A 17,615-nucleotide genomic window follows, 5' to 3' on the forward strand; every position below is an offset into this window, starting at 1 on the left:
TGTGATCACGCCGATAGGGTTTGAGGATAAGATTTTCAAACTCAAACGTTTCTCGGGGGTTTCGGTCAAGCATTTTTTAAAAAGGGTTGCGGGCAAGCATTATTTCAAAAGGGTTGCGCTCAAGCATTATTTCAAAAGGCCTGCCATAGATTTATCTTAAAATAATATATTTCATATAATTAGGAGATTTTCCATGAAACTGATTGTACTTTCCGATACTCATCTGAAAAATGGAGTAATTCCCCAGCAACTTCAAACGCTTCTGAACGAGTGTGACCTTATAGTCCATGCAGGGGATTTCAATACTGTAAAAGCCTATAACGCCTTCAACGCCAGCGGCAAATTAAAGGCCGTTTCTGGAAACGATGATGCTTCCGAACTCAAAAAGCTCCTTCCAGAAAGACTGAAATTCGAAGTTGAAGGCGTAAAAATCGGAGTTGTACACGAAGGAGGGCTTTCGGTTAACGATACAACTGCACAGGGTTACCTGGCAAAAGAAATGGATGTAGACATTCTGATTTTCGGTCACCTGCACAGGCCTTTGATAGAGAAAAGAGATGTTGTGCTTGTTTGTCCAGGCTCTCCTACCAAACCCAGGATGTCAAACCCAAGTGTTGTAGAACTTATAATCGAAAAAGGAAGCATTAATGGCAGAATAATTACTCTTGAAGGAGATACCTGCGATTACATAAAGTTCCGGGATTCCCTGGAAAAACGCAAGCAGGAAAAAAACCGAAACAAGAAAAGGGCTTGAACATCTCCGAAACTGGCAGGGATAGCACGAAGGAAACCACAATATGGACTACCCTGTAGGATAACCCTGAGCAGGAGCTTATTTACTGCTTGAAATCAGGCATATGCCCTGCTAAACAGGGTTAGGATATTCAATTTTAGCAAGCACGGTTTTACAGTGTTTCCAGTTTGAACATAGCACCTGTACCTTGAAGGCTCAGATATACCTTGTCCCCAAATTCGAGAATTTTCTCGACACTGACATTGCTATTCCAGTTGTATACAAAATCGTAGCTGCCCTTCACTGGTTCGAATCCCAGAGACATTAGCCGCTGGTTTACTTCTGACGGACGTGTCCCTTCACTGCTGAACCAGACCAGAAGATAGGTTTTCACAGGATCATCTCACTTATAAGTTTGTTATTTACCCCTAAGCTTCATTCAAACACAAGTTACTCATTTTATACCATGTCTCGTTTATTTATGTACATTTTGCCTCTTCTGGCTTTAAGACCATTAACAATAAAAATATTTACATAAAATAGCAGAAGTTAAAAATTAAATAGAAGAGTTACAGGGAAAATGACTATTCGCCATTCTCTATGGATAAAATGATTTTCGATTCAAGACCGCATTGATTGTTATGAGGAAATTATGAGGATATCCACACAAAAAGTAGAGCTTGACATTTCCACTTTCGATGTATGCAGTTGCTATAAATATCTTGTCTTCAAGAGTCCCATCCGTTTTCACAATTTAGGGATTGACTTTTCTTCCATTTTTACATAGAGAGAACCGGACTTTTTTGCCATCTACATCAACCTGATTCACGACTAAAGAATAGTCTTTATCCTATCTATGACGGTATCCATGAAGTTCTTTCAAGTCTACGAGAAATGAACAAATTATAAATTTGAGTTATGTTGAAAATGATTCTTATCCCTCGTAGACCTGACAGTGCCGTTCTGAAATACTTAAAAAGCCTCAAAACAATTATGTTCAAGCTTGACAGAAACGTGCATTTTCTAGAGGAAATAGCGGTTCATTAAGGTCCCCTATCTACTCAGTTTGTTTTTCCCACCACATTTTTACTCTGGTAGACCATCCTCTTTGAATAAGATTTTCATTATCTACCTCAAGAATGTCTTTCAGATAGGACCTGAGAACGGTCTCCTGGGTACTAGAGGTTACATTGTAGTACGACTTGAAATCCTCAACTGCTTCTTCAAAAGTTGCATACCTGTGGATGTGCTCGAAAGGGAAAACTTTAACATTTGGATAGATTCCCATATTGTAGAGCACATTGTAAAGAACATCACACTTCGGGGCTGGCTGATACTCACGTCCGTGAAGGAAAGGCCAGAGTCTCCGAGAATGCGCATCCCATGAAGTTTCCCCCGCAAACCAGTACAGATAAACATACCTTGAAGAAGCAGCTATCATTTTTTGAACCGAAGTCCGTATGTCTTTCATGCCCAAGGAATAAGAAGCAAAAACCACATCATAAGGAGCAGAAAGGTCGGATTCGACATCAATGGCTTCCCAATCTTTGTGTACGCAGTCGATGTTATTGATTCCGTACTCTTTAATGTTTTCCTGCATGATGCTCATCATGCCGTCAGAAGGTTCAACAGCAGTTACATGAGCTACCTGCTGTGCAATTGGAATTGCAAGGGTACCGGGTCCTGACCCTATATCAAGAACTCTGGAGTCAGAAGAGAGTTTCATGCCCTTTATCCTCTTTTCGGTTATTGCCTTTGCGTTATTATCCTGAAACATATTCCAGAAGCGTCTGGCTCTTTCCTTGTTCTGCCATATAGATGAACAATCTACATTTTTGTTCGATTCTAACTCTCTTTCCAACGTCCTTTTCCAGACTTCATTCCAGTCAATGTTACATGGATCCATATTATCAGCTCAAACTATTTACATATCGAATTACTTAAAACTATCAAAATACAAATTATCAAAATATGTTACAAAAACGAATACAAATATGAATATATATACTTTATTAAATGGTAAAACAAATGCATTAGAGCTGACAACCACTAAAATTACACTTATTGAACTCTGATTGACATTCAAGAAAAATGGAGATTTTCTTGAATTGCACTGCAAATGCAATAATACACCGCCCATTTCACCAGTTGAATACGATACTTTACCCCGATTTTCGAGATATTGAGAATTGGTTTATTTGTTCAGGTTTTCAACCAGGTAATACATTTGTTAACAGTGTTTACATTATATTTTATAAAAAAATCCTTTTATATAACCAAGTATTACAATAACTTATTAAATTCATATTTATTATAACAATGCATTCACACTAAAAAGATATTATAAATATATCTATCGTTCTAGCCTATACAGTGTTTAAATTGGTTTTTAATTTTGAGATAAATCGTGTTCTTCGATTTCTTCGATTTCTTCTCGAAAGAGCCGCTTTTAGAAGTCCTTTTAGCCGAATTGAGGATTATCATATGGATCGGAATTTCAAATTTATTTTATTAACCTGCATGCTGCTTGCAGTAATTGGTGCAAGTGCCTGCATAGGCGGAGATAAGGATGAAACTGCCAAAGGAGACAGTTTCGGGGAAAACTCTCAGGACCTTGTTGTGGGCATAAGTTCAGACGTTAACAACTGGTATCTTGACAAGTTTGCGGATGGCGATGCCAGGTTTGTTTGGTCTCAAGTCTATGAAACCCTTGTAAGGCTTGACTCTAACCTGAATATTACCCCAGGACTCGCCGAGTCGTGGGAAACGCCTGACAACGGAACGACATGGCTCTTCCACCTACGCAAGAATGTGACCTTCCATGATGGTACACCTTTTAACTCAGACTCGGTTGTGTTTTCCTACTCTAACAAATCTTATGTGAGACAGGCAGTACTGAAACCGATTAAAAGTGTAGAGGCTATTGATAACTATACCGTGAAATTTGTTCTCCAAAAACCCATGCCTCTGCCTTTTTACCTGACTCATGTAGCCTGGCCCATAATGGGGCCTGGCTGTCTTGATAAAGCAGGAAATTTTGTCAAACCGGTAGGGACAGGTCCTTTTAAGTTTGAATCGCAGACAAAAGATCAGGAAATAGTGCTTACCAGAAATGACGCTTACTGGGGAAATAAGTCTCTGCTTGACAAGGTTATTTTTAAAGTTATCCCTGATCCTTCTACGCAAGTTATGGCTTTTGAGAATGGGGAACTGGATATGATTATCAAGGTTCCAGAGTACGATGTCAAGAGGCTCGAAGCCAAAAAAGGTATCCAGGTTCAAAGGAAGTTAAGTACCTTTACGGATTTCCTTCAATTCAATTGCGATAAAACTCCTTTTAACGACACAAAAATACGCCAGAGTGTTGCTTATGCAATCGATACCAATACCCTGGTGAACGGTGTTCTTAACGGCATTGGAAAACCGGCAGGAGGAAGACCGTATTCCCCCAACATGATGTACTCTGACCCTGACCTGAAGACATATTCGCAAGACCTTGATAAATCAAAGGCTCTACTTAAAGAAGCAGGATGGGAAGATTCCAATGGGGATGGAATTTTAGAAAAAGATGGAAGTCCCTTGAATTGTACCTTGCTTGTAAGTAAGGGTGCATGGGCAGCCAGGCATACTCTTATGGCTCAGGTTGTGCAGGAAGATCTCAGGAAAATAGGAATGAATGTGGAAATTCAAGTACTTGATGAGGGAGCGATCAGCAAACTAGAAGGTGTGGGAAACTTTGGCATGATACTAAGAAGTGGCTATTTTGTATGGGGCCCCTATCCAAAACACTTCTTTATTCACCATTCTAAAAGTCCTTACTCTCACTACCACAATGAAACCTACGACCAGCTTGTAGACGCAGCAGATTCGACCATAGATCCACAGAAACAGAAGGAATTCTATTACGCTCTACAGGCCTTTGTAATAAAAGAAGTCCCTGCTTTTTATCTTGTACATGAAGAAAAGGTGGTAGCAACCGGCCCTTCTGTAAAAGGCTTTGTGATAACAGCAGAAGATCCCTGGCTGGATCTTTCTGGAGTTTATCTTGAAAGAAAGTAAATTCAAACAAGATTCCGAAAAGATGGAACATTAAAAAACTGCGCAGATGGAAAGGTAAAACTTAAAATGAAACTTCATAGACGGGAAGATAAAACTTAAAATGAAACTTCATAGACGGGAAGATAAAACTTAAAATGGAACTTAAGAGATGGAAGATAAAACTTAAAATGAAATGTCTGAGAGCATCAGAAATTAAGAGATCGATATCAGAAAATGACAGAAAAGTAAGAAGAATATCTATGTGGAAGTACATTGCAAAGCGCTTGGCCATGGTACTAGTAGTAATATCAGGGGTTACTCTTGTTTCTTTTGTTGCTATGTACCTTGCGCCAGGAGATCCTGCTGAGCTCATAGCTCTTGAGAGATATGGACAGGATCTCGATGCAAGCCAGATTGAATCCGTCAGGGAAGCAGAAGGACTTGATGCTCCTGTTTATTTCCAGTACTTTATATGGCTGGATCATCTCTTGCATCTTGATCTTGGAAGATCTATTATAACCTCTGATGATGTCCTTGAAGAAATTCTCCTGAAGTTACCGGCGACTATAGAACTTACAGTTGCCGGCTTATTAATCTCTCTCCTAATCGCCTTACCTATAGGAGTTCTGGGCGCTCTCCAGAAAAATACTCTGCTTGACAATTGTTGCGCGTTTATTTCCCTGATAGGTATTTCTATCCCTAACTTCTGGCTTGGAATTCTTCTGATCTGGCTTTTTTCCCTGACTCTTCATATTTTCCCTAGCTATGGGTATGGAAGCCTGAATCACCTTGCTCTTCCTGCTCTAACCCTTGGAATTTCAATGTCTTCAATTACAGCCAGACTTACCCGAGCTAGCCTTATGGAGGTGATGGAGAAGGAATATATTTTGGCTGCACGTGCCAGAGGATTTGATGAGTATACTATCGTTTTACGGCATGCACTGAAAAATGCCTTACTCCCAGTTGTTACATTTGCAGGAATGCAATTGGGTTATCTTCTTGGAGGAGCTGTTATTGTGGAAACAATTTTCTCCTGGCCAGGTATCGGAAAACTTCTTGTTGATTCGATCTTTGCAAGAGACTTCTCTATGGTTCAGGGCTGTGTTCTTTTTATCGCAGTGCTCTTTTCTCTTTCCAGTCTTGCAGTAGATATATTGTATGCAGTGCTTGACCCGAGAATCAGGTATGACATGTATGATTGAAAATATAAAAATGGCTGAAAAACTTTCTATAAATAAAAAAAGGCTAAGTCTATGGCTAAGTCTATGGGAGTTTAAAAAAAACAAACTTGTGCTCTTTAGCATTTTGTTTATTGCTATCCTATGTTTTCTGGCCCTATTTGCTCCTTATATCTCTCCAAATGATCCTTTTGTCCAGAGACTTGACAAACAATTTCTTAGTCCCTGTCGTGAATACCCTTTAGGAACCGATGAATTTGGGCGTTGCATTTTTTCAAGAGTAATTTATGGCACACGTATCTCTCTCGGCATTGGAATTCTCGTTGTTGCAGTTACATCCATTGCAGGTACCTCTATTGGGTTGTTTTCAGGGTACAAAGGAGGCCTGATTGATGAAATCCTTATGAGAGGTGTAGACGTGATGCTGGCTTTTCCCAATATTATTCTTGCCCTTATGATAGCAGGACTGCTGGGACCAGGGGGTTTAAGTGTCGTCCTATCCCTTTCCCTTACTCAGTGGCCTGTTTATGCAAGGCTTGTACGTGGACAGGTTCTCTCTTTGAAAAAGAGAGATTTTGTGGAAGCGGCAAGGGCTCTTAGACCCTCAAATTTTTACATTATGCGAAAACATATACTTCCAAACTGCATGGAACCTGTAATCGTTCTTGGAACTCTTGAGATTGCCAATGTAATAATCTTTGCCTCTGCTCTGAGTTTTCTAGGACTTGGAATCCAGCCTCCTACGCCTGAATGGGGCTCTATGCTCAAATCCGGAATTCCATACCTGCGCACATCTCCTCACCTTTGTTTTATTCCAGGTCTCATGATTATGCTTACAGTTTTTGCTTTCAATTTTGCAGCAGACGGATTAAGAGCCAGCTTGGGCCAGTCTGTTAAACAGGAGGTGCTGGACAGATGAGTATTTCTTTCCTCTCCACTCAACTCCTTTCAGTAGAAAACCTGAGCGTCTCTTTCAAAACCTCAAGGGGCCTTGTAAAAGCAAACGAGAACATTTCCTTTGAGATCAAAGAAGGAGAAATTTTTGGGCTTATTGGAGAAACAGGCTGTGGAAAAACTACCCTTGGAAAAGCCCTTTTGAGGCTGCTCTCAAATAATGCAAGGATAGAAGGGAGAATCGTTTACAGGGGTAAGAATATATTAAGTCTTTCTGAAAAAGAAATGAGGAGCCTGAGAGGAAAGAAAATAGGGATCATGCTACAGGACCCTTCAATCTGTTTTAACCCCGTACTCTCTGTAGGAAGTCAAATTGCTGAAATTTATCGATACCATGAAGGCATGAGAAAAAAAGATGCAGAAAAAAAAGCTTCAGAGATGCTTGAGCTTGTTGGAATAGATTCCTCAAGAAAGTCTGAATATCCTCACCAGTTTAGTGGTGGGATGCTGCAGAGAATTATGATAGCAGTAGCGCTTGCTCTCAAGCCAAGACTTCTTATTGCAGACGAACCTACAAAGGGGCTTGATCCTGATATGAAATTGCAAATTCTAGAAATTATTACCAAGCTTGTCCGGAAGGAAAATTCTTCCATGCTCTTAATTACTCATGATCTGGATGTAGCCACTAAACTTACAGATAGGACTGCAGTGATGTATGCAGGAGAAATCGTTGAAATCGGGAAGACAGCAACGGTCATTTCCGATCCAAAACACCCTTATACTTTTGCACTACTGCATTCTCTTCCAGAAAAAGGGCTAATGACTGTTTTAGGTCAGTCTCCAAGCCTGATCTCCCCTCCTTCCGGTTGCAGGTACCATCCCCGATGTAGTAACCAGCTGGCAGACTGCTCAAAGATCCACCCTGAACTATTGGAACATGTAGATGATCATTTTGTCCGCTGCTTATTATCTGAAAAAAACAGTAAGAATGTAAGAAGAAAAGGCAGTAAGAATGTAAGAAGAGAAGCACAATTGATCCCAGATACTCCCTCTCCTGGGTGTGCGGAGGTGGGCGTATGGCATTGTTAGAAGTGAAAAATCTGAAAAAGCATTATTATTCCGGGCTTTTCCAGATTCAGGTTAACAAGGCTGTAGACGGTGTCAGTTTTAGGATAGAAAAAGGGAAAACTCTAGGTCTTGTTGGAAAAAGTGGTTGCGGAAAATCCACACTTGGAAGAACAGTGTTGAGATTGCTTGAACCGACAGAAGGTAGCATTATCTTTGATGGTCAGGACATTTCAGGACTTAAAGACCACTCTTTAAAATACCTGGGAACCAGGATGCAAATTATTTTTCAAAACCCTAAATCATGCTTGAACCCAAAGATGAAAGTTTATGATATAATTGCAGAACCTTTAAGGCTTCACAGGCTTTGCGCTAAAGACGAAGAATTGGAGAGGGTAAAGGAACTTATTGAAATTGTTTCCCTTAATGAAGAGCTTCTTTTTCGCTATCCTAAAGAGCTGAGTGGAGGTCAACTTCAGAGAGTTGCAATTGCAAGAGTCCTTAGCATGAAACCGGAATTAATAGTAGCGGATGAGCCTACTTCGATGCTCGATCCACTTGTCCAGGCTCAAATTCTTTCGCTTCTTAAGGGACTGCAAATCAAGTTCAAGATAAGTTTTCTGTTTATCTCCCACGATATTAAGGTTGTTGAATGGATGAGTGACGAGATTGCCTTTATGGAGAAAGGAAAAATTGTTAATTTTAAAATAGTGTCACGTTAACCCCCAAAGACAAAAGAATTCTGAACCATTTTAAGTAATTATATATGACATTTTAATGCTGACGAGATAGTATTTTACTGAAGGATTTTTTCCTACGAGCTATTGAATTCCCTTTATATACCCATTTTCTTTGAAAGTTGAGTTAAGAGAAAAACGTAAAATACCTGAAAAGAGACAGTGAAAGGAAAAGAAAAAGGAACAAAAGTTCCTTGAGAATAAATAATCACGTACTTTCATGCCAAAGAGGAATGGAAAGTTAGAACTGTTTCGAACTTAGTCTCTGGAATAGTCAAACAGCAACATTTCTCCTGAATGTGCGTCAATCCATACTGAAGCAGGATAGGTATCGTCCCTTGCAAAACTTGAATCCATGAACCTGATCCACCATGCCAGATGAATTTTATCTTCCTCGTCCTCTTTCCAGACAAGGTTCGACGAAATAACTTTTACACTATTTGCTTTTTCTTCTCCTATAGACGGTTTGTTACTCATGTATTCTTTGAGAATCTCAACTGCTTTTTCATCCGTAATGCTTGGTTCCGTATCAATGAGTGCTATCTCTTCTTCAGACATAGACCAGCTTTTGTCATAGCTTGAAACTTCGCCTGTTTCTGCATTAACATCAAGCAGTATTCCATCGGAAAGAGAGGTATTCCCCTGATAATTCTTGCGTAACTTACATGATAATTTCCTGGCAGATCATCAGCAGGAGGTTCTATGTAGTTTACATATTCAGGCTCAATCTCATTAATTTTATCCGCTGAAACCCTGGATTCGATATATTCTTCTGCTATTTTCAGAGCATCATCTTTGCTTATACTGTCTCTGCCCTGTACATTCTTTGATCCATCGTATACAAAAAGCTGCTCTCCATTAGAGGCATCTATTCCTGCAAAGATACTTTTTCCATTAGTTGTTTTTGAGCTTACTCGCCAGATTATCCCGAAATTTTCATCATCAATCAGTTCTCCATGTACAGATTCATTGATTACTTCCTGATTTTCTGATATTAGTTTGTTTTTTGCATCCTCAAAACTAATATTTACGTCTGCAGTTGATGGATCAAGATATTTTGTTTGCTTTGCATCTTCTTTCGTAAAGATTATTCCTCCCTCTTCAGAAGCAAAAGCCACAAATATTGCACTTAATAATATCAAATCCAATATACAAATTTGATTAAGTTTCATGATCTTTTCTCCCTTAAGGTCTTAAACACAAGTTTGAATTTCCTATAAATCTGTTATTGGCAACATCTGCTGCATCTCCAAACTCTTTTTCGACTTGGTTTCTTGCATAGTTGGCTGCTTCAGAAACAGTGACATCGGTGAAAGTAGCCGCATCAAAGAATGCAGAATAAAAGAGGGCATTATGTAAGGTGTTAACATTATCTTCATACCCAAAGTAGGTATCAAAACCGTTGTTAATAAACGCGTTTCCTAGATCTGTGTATTTTGCAGATTTACATGCACCTGCAAAAATGAATCCTCCGTCTCGTTCGTCCATCCAACTGTTCACGTCCAAACTATATAGACAGCTTTCATCTTTGAATATTAAATAAGATAAAATCAGACGTTGTAAAATCTCAAAATTAGGTTCGGCTTATATCTAACATAGCATCCGGATCCGCAGAAGCTGGCGCAGCAAACAAAAGTAGCAATACGCAAATTATATAATTTTAAATTCGTTCTTTTTCTGCTCATTTCTTATTTACCTCATTCGATTTACTCCAGAGGCAAGATTATACAAATTTTGAACACTATCAAAGGCAACTATACCCTTACCTTTAGGCGTTCAAGAGCTCAAACCGATTTTTCAAGTTCAGTTCAAATCTGTTTTGTTTTTTGTATACTGTTGTGTAAGAATAGTACTTTTTTCAACATAAATTTTACTACAAAATTCTTTAATTAGGTAAATAATATAATAATTTAATTAGAAATTAACATAATAATTTAATATTATATTGACAATGTAGTGTCGCGTCAATACTAAAGGATTCACAGGTTCCGAATAATTGCAATCGATTTTATGCGACATTTTACGATTGATTTGACAGTAGCTTATGAGTCTGTTTTTACATTACTTCATATTAGAAAAGAATAATAATTTATTTATATAGAATAGAAATCACTAGATGTAAAGAAAAATTCAATGTTTTTAAACAATTTTTAATATTATTAAAACACTATAGAATTCTTCGATTTCTTATTTCGAAAATGTATCAAAATTTAGGTACTTATTCGAATTCATATCATAGTTTATCGATTTGTTTAAGAACTGTATGTAAGTTCACATGCTCTTCTAAAGCTTATGAAAGGTCTTTCTTTTTCCTTCGGCTTAGGCAAAACCTCACGAACATTGTTTCAGAGTCCCAGAAAAAAATTAGAATTTGACCTATGAGGAAACCTATTCCCGATTATTTTGCTGACAACATTTTTAAAAAACTATTTGCTTGCATTTTTTATTCTTTTTCTCTTTTTTGAGTAAGAACAATAAAGAACAAGTCCAGTTCTGACAGCCAATAGCCTAGAACATAAACTTCTCTTCAAAACTCAGGCTTTTTTCAAGAAATTTTTGGAGAAGGTCATAAGACGTAATCCCTGTTGCTTCTTTGGGTTTACTGCGGGACCAGTATCTGGGCGAACCCTTGCGCCGGATAGTATGATAAATATAGAGGATTTCACCGTCCTCATAGCGTCACTCCATACGTATTGAATGACGGATTTGTGCATTAACCAAACCAGTTGAGACCAAAAAATTAATGAAAAATGAGTTTTACCGTTTTTCTAGAATTTTCGGACAGAAATTTTTCAAAGAAAGTTAAAATACTGTATGCCCAAATGAGGCTTTATTGTATTCATTTAACTTATACAGAGAGCACAGAAGATTAAAAGGTGAAAAGAGAGATTTGGAAAAGAAAAAACCTGGACAAGAGTGTAGAATTACTAATAAGAGATGGAAATTAATAGAATTGTTAAATTAAAGAAATCTGAAAAACATCAACTGGTTAATGAGGAAGTACCTAAAACTCTGAAAATAAAAAACAGATAGAAAGAAAAAATAAAAATCGATTGAAATAAAAAAAGTTAAGGGGCATTTACCCCCGATTATGATAGTATGGTTTTTACTCTTTTTAGTTTCATTCCGTTTCTTTGAGAGACTCAAGAGCCTTTTTGACTATAGTGCGGTAGTAACCGATATCAGTCGAATAGTGTTCTTTTGCAAGTTTTGAGTTTTGATCTTCCTCTGATTCAATTGCCCTTATCCTCTCAAGAGTCTGTTTTGCAGTATCAAGCACCCAGAGGTCCCGGGTAAGTTCATCTACATGCTGGATAGACTCTGGACGGATAGAAGTCAGGACATTCCCATCATCTGTGGTATAGGTGCTAGTTTTGCCCACAACTGCTACAAAAGCTGGCAGCTCGCACTCGGCAAGGAATTGAGCAGCTTCAGGCTGATACTGCCCGGCATAGACTAGGAAAGAACCTGTCGGGTCTGAAACTCTTCCCCTCCAGTACTCGGAATCAGTGCCGATATCTTCCTTTTCGATAAGTGTGCCAACAAGGAAGATACGGTTTACTTTAGCTCCTGTGGGCGTCAGGACATACTGTGGAGCATACTGATCATTTTCATCCCTTGAGGTCAGGTTCGAATCCTTCATTTCCTGGGCAAAAACCCTGCGGGCAACTTCTCTGAAAAAACCTGGCATTTACTGCACCTCCAGCTTGGTAAGTGTTTCATTAAGCGCAAGTATTTCATCAATCATCTCTCTATCCAGAGAAGTTTTTGGAGTAATGGAATCCACAAGGATATAGCGATCAAGCTTGTGACCGATTACAGTATAGTACCTGCCCAGCAGTTCCTGTTTTAGATTATCCAGAACTACCCCTGGATCAAGAGCGTCTGCGGCCATTGCAATTGCAGTATCGAGAGAAAGCCCTGCAAGCTTCTCGGTAAGTTCTCTGTTAATAAGGATATCCTGAGTGGAAGTTCCGGAATCCAGAACCGCTTTTATCCTCAGGTCGTATTCCCCTTTTACTTTTCCGTGCTCCGGGCAAGCACCCTTAACCAGAGCCCTTTTACACTCAGGACAGCGTTTTATGAGACCTGAACCAGTCTGAATGTCTACCATTGCTCCAAAGTATGTGGAAGTTAAGGATCCGACTTTGATATCTTCATCAAGTTCTTCTATAGAACTTGACCTGTTAAGCTGAATCTGGATCTTACCTCCCCATTCGTTAACAACTACATTATTCAACATGTAGCTCTTGCCCTCTTCCATGTCAGGAAGCTCGGAACTGGCCCAGTTAGTGAATTTAATAACCCCTGTGGGGTCTCCTATAAGCCCTGCCTGCTCAATTGATTCATGAGAGTTTTCCCAGAGTTGAACCACTTTTCCTTTAACTGTAGCCCATTGGCCTCCTGCAAGATCGGAGATGTTCCTGAGTTCAGACTCTCTTGCAGATGGTATGAAGTCCCCGCCCCCAACTCCAATGGCTTCATCCAGCTTTTCTATAGAAGTATTCTTGTTAAGCTGAACCTGGAACCTGCCATTGTACTCTCCTACAACAACGCTCCTGAAGAAATAACTCTCTCCCTGTTCAAGCTCAGGCAGTTCGGCATTTTTCCATGCAGTAAACTTTATAATTCCTGTTTCATCCCCCAGTAGTCCTACCTGAGAAATTGACTCGTGAGTGTTTTCCCAGAGCTGGACAACCCTTGCCTTAAGATTTGCCCACTGCCCATTTTCCGAAATATCCATAATCTTTGTAAGCTGCGGCTCAGCCTGCCTCGTGTAAAATTCATTTTTAGGAATAGAATATTTCTTCAAAAAGTAATTGGTCACACTGCGCTGGGCTTCGTTTGAAGGAACTTTAAATTTAGTAATCAGTTCATCAAGTCTGCTTTCGATATCCTCTATAGGTACGTCGATGCCAAGCTTTAAAAATCGATCTCGAATAGATTCAGCTGTCTGTTTCATTCTTCCTACCTCAAGCCTCTTGTTTATCTTTATTTATAGAGAGGCGTTTTAATCTACAACGCCACAGCATATAAAGTTAAGGAAAGCGGAGTGAAAGTATTTGCATCAAGGCCGTAATCTTATCTGATAATGTTCTTCTTAAAGACTGAGAAACCATGAAATTAACCCCTGAGACTCAATCCCACACAGTGGAAAGACTATTATTTTGAAACTGTTTTTAAATTCCTTATGCATAATACCTGCTTCCTGCTTGAGTTCAATTTTGAAGTTACTTCAGATATTTATTCAAATTTTTTTAAGAGATTATGTGTGTATACTATACTTAAACTTATTTACCCAGAGATTTTGCAGCATTATTACAAAGAACCAACTCAGCTTTATGAAGAATTAAAAATATGCCAATTTTTGTAAATTTTTATTTTAGTAGACCCTCTTCAGACGCTTATATAAGCTTTTACAAGTTGTTTTCTGTTTTTGGAGCTGAGTCCCATAAAGGTCAGCTCTATTAATATATTCCCCGTTAATATATTATTTTATTTAACCATGATGTTTCCAGAGTAGATTAAGGATTTGCTCTGGACATCCAATATTTTTATAGATGAGCAGTCCCCCTGACTAAGGTCAAGCGGTTCGCGAATCTCTTCATCGTCATATTTAAGATCAAAATGGCTGAATCCCCTACTTTGAAGGCCCCAAGTTCCGTTAAATTGAGGTAACGTTGATCATCTCCTTTCTGAAGTATAACTTTTGTCTCATTATTAAATTTGAAATTAATTGTATCCCCCCCACAGTGTTCGATTACGAGCTTGAGAACTATTTCACTTGGGTTTTTATCTTGGATTTCATCTTGAGGTTCATCCAGGATTCCATCCGGGATTTCATCCGGGGTTTCACTTGAGTCCGAGTTCTGAGATTCAACTGTAGACTGTGAGGTTTCTACTCCGTTTACTGAAACCAAAATGACAAGATCCTGAAAATCAGCACCAGAGCTGTCCAGGTTTGTATTGCCCAGCTCAAAAATATATATAGCCTCATTTTCCTTAAGCTTGATACTACCGTTTTCAATGTATCCTTTTACAAAGTCTTCAATCGAGTCCTGACCATGAAATCCGGGGATATCAGAAACACGATCTTCATTCATAAGGACCTTCAAATTGGAAGAATTAGTCGAAGTGCTAACTGTAAGAATTTGTTTTGATTTATGATTCCAGAAATATTCCCAGGAGCAAGCTTCGACCGTTACAGGCGTATCCGCATTATAGGAAATTGGAGATTCCCAGAAGCAAGGATTTTTCCCGTCATTGATATTCCCTTTTGATGGATTCTTGTAATCTCCCCAGAGATCATAAGTATAGTCCCCTAACTTAAGACGCAAGTAACCGGAGACAATCCCCAGTTCCTAATAAAAGCACAACCAATCACAGTTGTGTTGACCGTGAAGTTTTCTTTCGGTACTACCGTATTGTTGTTTATCACATTGAAATTAACGGTAAAACTCGCTTGAATACTGTGACTGGACGACACATTATTGAAGGTATAAGTGGAAACCGGCCCAACGGAATTCACGTCCACCAACACATTAAGAACTTTATAGTTTTCATCCGGGATTATACTGAAGAGCTTGTTGCCACCGGCGGGAACATAGGTACTTCCTGTGGGAGAAATATTATCCCCGAACCCTGAAGAAGCCTCAATTAAATAGCTGTCTAGCGTCGTTTCATTCTGCGTTGGTGTCGTTTCATCCTGGGCGTTGTTGAATCCTGCGTAAAATTAGAGCTTCTATCAAGAGATTTGCCCTGGGTGCACTTTCCGGGAATATTGGGGTACACCAGTGATGCAGCAAGTATGATGGTCACCACAACCATTAATATTTGCCCGTATACTTCTGAGACTGCCTGGCATTTCTCGCCAAGAGCCCTTGACTTTTTACCGGCCGCGATAATAAGTACCTTGCAAAAATTTAAGTTATGAATATTAAACGAACACTTTTTAATATTAATAAAATTGTTTGTATGAACTATTAATTTTAGGCATTATAGTGACTGATTGGTCGAGGCTAAAAAAATACATTTTATTTATTATAATGTATAGAAATCTTATTAGTCAACCGAGATGTAACATCCTGGAACACAGGACATATAACCGATTACGGTTTACGATTATAGAAGATATACAATACCATTTCCAGGGTCTACTGAAAAATCGAGTTTAAAGAAAGAATAGAAACGCAGATTTTCAGGGCTGTCCGAAAAAGTGATCCCAATAAATGATCTTCCAGAAGCTTCAATACTACTCAATATTTTTTATTTTTTGGTTTTTGTAGAAATTATAGGGTATTCTGAAGGATTATAAGAATTAGACTATTATTTTTAATAAGTTGTCACAACTATTTATCAAAAGTATGGAAGTTAATAAAACTTTCAATAGAAAGGATTCCTTAAGAATTGCCCGACTTCTCAAAGGTTGGGAAGCATAAAACATAAAAAGTAGGAAATACATACAGGATTTTATGAAATAAATAAGTTTCGACACTTTTAAAAAAATAAAATTGCCTGTAAAAGCTAGAAGTGGAACGAAATTTTTTATAGAGTTGCTGAATTCATGTTATGGAGTTGTTTATCCTGTAGAAAAAACTTATTTTTCAATTACATAGGATTACTTTTTTATTGATAGCTGTCCCTTATACAGATATAAAACTCTATCGATATATATACACAGTTGCTTTGGTTAAAACTTTTGAAGGTAATATATAAATTCTAAAAAAGGTTCTTAAAATTATGAAAGCTATTATCCTTGCAGCAGGAGAAGGGCTGCGCTGCAGGCCTCTTACTCTAACTCGTTCAAAAGTAATGCTTCCTATAGCCAACAGACCTATTTTAGAACATGTAATAGGTTCGCTTGAAAAAAATGGAATAACTGATATTATATTAATTGTTGGATATAAAAAAGAACGCATAATGGACTATTTCGAAGACGGGCTAAACTTCGGAGTGAAAATTAGGTACATTGAACAGAAAGCTCAGCTAGGTACTGCACATGCAATTGAGCAGGCAAAAAAATGGATTGAACCCGAGGACTCGGTATTTCTTGTGCTCAATGGAGATAACCTGGTGGAACCAAAAACTATAGCGGACCTTCTGAATAATTATGAAGGAGACGCAAGCCTTCTAACTGTTCAGATGGAAGAGACTGCAGGCTATGGTGTGGTTCTGAAAGAAAAAAAGAGAGTCACAAGAATTCTGGAAAAAAGGCCTGGAGACCTGAGCCGTATTGTAAATACCGGAATTTATATTTTTACACCGCAGGTCTTTGAAACCATTGAAAAAACCCCGATATCCGAAAACGGGGAATATGCAATAACCGATACCCTCCAGCTTATGATTGACGAAGGGAAAATCGTTACTTCTGTTTCTACCGAATCAAAATGGCTTGACGCTGTTCATTCCTGGGATCTATTAAAAGCTAATGCCATAGTCTTAAATTCAGCCAGGAACTTGAAGCTTGAAGGAGAAGTTGAAGAGGGAGTTTTCCTCAGTGGAAAGGTGACAGTAGGAAAGAATACAAGGATTCGTTCAGGAACTTACATTGTAGGCCCTGTAGTCATAGGGGAAAATTGTGATATCGGACCCAATGTAGTAATTCTGCCCTCCACAACAATAGGAGACAATGTATCGATCAGGTCATTTACCGAAATACAGAACAGTATAATAATGAATGACTGCAGGATATACTCTCATGGGCAGATCTCTAATTCCATAATTGGAAGCAACAATACAATTGGCTCAGGTTTCCTTGTTGAAGAAAAAGAAGGTCTATCGATCATTATGAACGGAACTATTCATCGAGCTCCCAAACTCGGCACCATCTTCGGAGACGACAACCGGATTGGGAATAGTGTACTTGTGAAAGCTGGAGTAACAATAGCTGTTGACTGTCAGGTTGAATCTGGGAATACCATATACAGGGACCTGTCCCGTCATTCGGTTGTTCTTTAACCCTAAAAGGTG

At 38.7% G+C, this 17,615-nt stretch carries 17 protein-coding genes; 8 read left to right on the forward strand and 9 right to left on the reverse strand.

All coding sequences use genetic code 11. The annotated features are described in order from the left end of the window. Positions 1-193 precede the first annotated feature (193 nt). A complete protein-coding gene (locus tag A9239_RS17370; protein WP_048155949.1) occupies positions 194-754 on the forward strand; it encodes a metallophosphoesterase in 561 nt (186 codons plus the stop codon). A gap of 151 nt (positions 755-905) precedes the next feature. On the opposite strand, the gene A9239_RS17375 is transcribed toward A9239_RS17370, so the two are convergent. Continuing rightward, positions 906-1,127 carry a hypothetical protein gene (locus A9239_RS17375; protein ID WP_048120976.1) on the reverse strand — a complete coding sequence of 74 codons (222 nt, stop codon included), beginning with the start codon at positions 1,125-1,127 and terminating at the stop codon, positions 906-908. A 663-nt stretch (positions 1,128-1,790) separates the two neighbouring features. Continuing rightward, positions 1,791-2,639, reverse strand: coding sequence for a class I SAM-dependent methyltransferase (locus tag A9239_RS17380; RefSeq protein ID WP_048120978.1), 849 nt, complete (start codon positions 2,637-2,639; stop codon positions 1,791-1,793). A 578-nt stretch (positions 2,640-3,217) separates the two neighbouring features. Here A9239_RS17380 and A9239_RS17385 point away from each other — a divergent pair. The 5 genes from A9239_RS17385 (at position 3,218) to A9239_RS17405 (ending at position 8,630) form a co-directional block, all read left to right on the forward strand. Next, the gene (locus tag A9239_RS17385) at positions 3,218-4,792 is read left to right on the forward strand and encodes an ABC transporter substrate-binding protein (RefSeq protein WP_048155951.1); all 1,575 of its coding nucleotides are present in this window, start codon (positions 3,218-3,220) and stop codon (positions 4,790-4,792) included. A gap of 239 nt (positions 4,793-5,031) precedes the next feature. Next, a complete protein-coding gene (gene nikB / locus A9239_RS17390) occupies positions 5,032-5,973 on the forward strand; it encodes a nickel ABC transporter permease (RefSeq protein ID WP_048123409.1) in 942 nt (313 codons plus the stop codon). After that, the gene (gene nikC / locus A9239_RS17395) at positions 5,957-6,868 is read left to right on the forward strand and encodes a nickel ABC transporter permease subunit NikC (protein ID WP_048120983.1); all 912 of its coding nucleotides are present in this window, start codon (positions 5,957-5,959) and stop codon (positions 6,866-6,868) included. The genes nikB and nikC overlap by 17 nt, the downstream gene beginning before the upstream one ends. Continuing rightward, the gene (locus A9239_RS17400) at positions 6,865-7,932 is read left to right on the forward strand and encodes an ABC transporter ATP-binding protein (protein WP_048120985.1); all 1,068 of its coding nucleotides are present in this window, start codon (positions 6,865-6,867) and stop codon (positions 7,930-7,932) included. Before nikC ends, A9239_RS17400 begins: the two co-directional genes overlap by 4 nt. Next, positions 7,920-8,630, forward strand: coding sequence for a dipeptide/oligopeptide/nickel ABC transporter ATP-binding protein (locus A9239_RS17405; RefSeq protein WP_048120986.1), 711 nt, complete (start codon positions 7,920-7,922; stop codon positions 8,628-8,630). Before A9239_RS17400 ends, A9239_RS17405 begins: the two co-directional genes overlap by 13 nt. Positions 8,631-8,903: 273 nt before the next feature. Here A9239_RS17405 and A9239_RS20735 read toward each other — a convergent pair whose 3' ends face one another. The 6 genes from A9239_RS20735 to A9239_RS17430 all read right to left on the reverse strand — a co-directional run bounded on the left by A9239_RS20735 (position 8,904) and on the right by A9239_RS17430 (position 14,983). Then, positions 8,904-9,203, reverse strand: coding sequence for a hypothetical protein (locus A9239_RS20735; RefSeq protein WP_230668875.1), 300 nt, complete (start codon positions 9,201-9,203; stop codon positions 8,904-8,906). Next, positions 9,185-9,817: a YcdB/YcdC domain-containing protein gene (locus A9239_RS20740; RefSeq protein ID WP_230668877.1), complete on the reverse strand. Its 633-nt coding sequence runs from the start codon at positions 9,815-9,817 to the stop codon at positions 9,185-9,187. The genes A9239_RS20735 and A9239_RS20740 overlap by 19 nt, the downstream gene beginning before the upstream one ends. 13 nt (positions 9,818-9,830) lie before the next feature. Beyond that, entirely contained in the window at positions 9,831-10,133 is a 303-nt protein-coding gene (locus A9239_RS17415) for a hypothetical protein (RefSeq protein WP_048120988.1), read from the reverse strand. A 1,633-nt stretch (positions 10,134-11,766) separates the two neighbouring features. Then, the gene (locus A9239_RS17420) at positions 11,767-12,336 is read right to left on the reverse strand and encodes an RPA family protein (protein WP_048120990.1); all 570 of its coding nucleotides are present in this window, start codon (positions 12,334-12,336) and stop codon (positions 11,767-11,769) included. After that, positions 12,337-13,608 (reverse strand): replication protein A, encoded by a 1,272-nt coding sequence (locus tag A9239_RS17425; RefSeq protein WP_048120992.1) that lies wholly within the window; start codon positions 13,606-13,608, stop codon positions 12,337-12,339. Positions 13,609-14,200: 592 nt separating this feature from the next. Next, entirely contained in the window at positions 14,201-14,983 is a 783-nt protein-coding gene (locus tag A9239_RS17430; protein ID WP_048155954.1) for a hypothetical protein, read from the reverse strand. 134 nt (positions 14,984-15,117) lie between these two features. On the opposite strand from A9239_RS17430, the gene A9239_RS19800 reads away from it, so the two are divergent. Next, on the forward strand, positions 15,118-15,291 hold the full coding sequence (locus A9239_RS19800) for a hypothetical protein (RefSeq protein ID WP_155396521.1): 174 nt from the start codon (positions 15,118-15,120) through the stop codon (positions 15,289-15,291). A 23-nt stretch (positions 15,292-15,314) separates the two neighbouring features. On the opposite strand, the gene A9239_RS21000 is transcribed toward A9239_RS19800, so the two are convergent. Beyond that, positions 15,315-15,629, reverse strand: coding sequence for a type IV pilin N-terminal domain-containing protein (locus A9239_RS21000; protein WP_141706508.1), 315 nt, complete (start codon positions 15,627-15,629; stop codon positions 15,315-15,317). Positions 15,630-16,385: 756 nt separating this feature from the next. Between A9239_RS21000 and glmU the strand changes: the two genes are divergently transcribed. Next, positions 16,386-17,603, forward strand: a complete 1,218-nt coding sequence (gene glmU / locus A9239_RS17440; protein WP_048120998.1) for a bifunctional sugar-1-phosphate nucleotidylyltransferase/acetyltransferase — start codon at positions 16,386-16,388, stop codon at positions 17,601-17,603. Positions 17,604-17,615 lie beyond the last annotated feature (12 nt).

The sequence above is a fragment of the Methanosarcina sp. A14 genome (genome assembly GCF_001729375.1).
Classification (GTDB): Archaea; Halobacteriota; Methanosarcinia; order Methanosarcinales; family Methanosarcinaceae; genus Methanosarcina; species Methanosarcina barkeri.

Excerpts from the sequence above, each read along its gene's own strand:
- A9239_RS17385 (WP_048155951.1), top strand. The coding sequence starts at position 3,218 with ATGGATCGGAATTTCAAATTTATTTTATTAACCTGCATGCTGCTTGCA.
- nikB (WP_048123409.1), top strand. The coding sequence starts at position 5,032 with ATGTGGAAGTACATTGCAAAGCGCTTGGCCATGGTACTAGTAGTAATA.
- A9239_RS17405 (WP_048120986.1), top strand. The coding sequence starts at position 7,920 with ATGGCATTGTTAGAAGTGAAAAATCTGAAAAAGCATTATTATTCCGGG.
- A9239_RS20740 (WP_230668877.1), bottom strand. The coding sequence starts at position 9,817 with ATGAAACTTAATCAAATTTGTATATTGGATTTGATATTATTAAGTGCA.
- A9239_RS17370 (WP_048155949.1), top strand. The coding sequence starts at position 194 with ATGAAACTGATTGTACTTTCCGATACTCATCTGAAAAATGGAGTAATT.
- A9239_RS17420 (WP_048120990.1), bottom strand. The coding sequence starts at position 12,336 with ATGCCAGGTTTTTTCAGAGAAGTTGCCCGCAGGGTTTTTGCCCAGGAA.
- A9239_RS20735 (WP_230668875.1), bottom strand. The coding sequence starts at position 9,203 with ATGTCTGAAGAAGAGATAGCACTCATTGATACGGAACCAAGCATTACG.
- A9239_RS17425 (WP_048120992.1), bottom strand. The coding sequence starts at position 13,608 with ATGAAACAGACAGCTGAATCTATTCGAGATCGATTTTTAAAGCTTGGC.
- A9239_RS17380 (WP_048120978.1), bottom strand. The coding sequence starts at position 2,639 with ATGGATCCATGTAACATTGACTGGAATGAAGTCTGGAAAAGGACGTTG.
- glmU (WP_048120998.1), top strand. The coding sequence starts at position 16,386 with ATGAAAGCTATTATCCTTGCAGCAGGAGAAGGGCTGCGCTGCAGGCCT.
- A9239_RS17400 (WP_048120985.1), top strand. The coding sequence starts at position 6,865 with ATGAGTATTTCTTTCCTCTCCACTCAACTCCTTTCAGTAGAAAACCTG.
- A9239_RS17415 (WP_048120988.1), bottom strand. The coding sequence starts at position 10,133 with ATGGACGAACGAGACGGAGGATTCATTTTTGCAGGTGCATGTAAATCT.
- nikC (WP_048120983.1), top strand. The coding sequence starts at position 5,957 with ATGACATGTATGATTGAAAATATAAAAATGGCTGAAAAACTTTCTATA.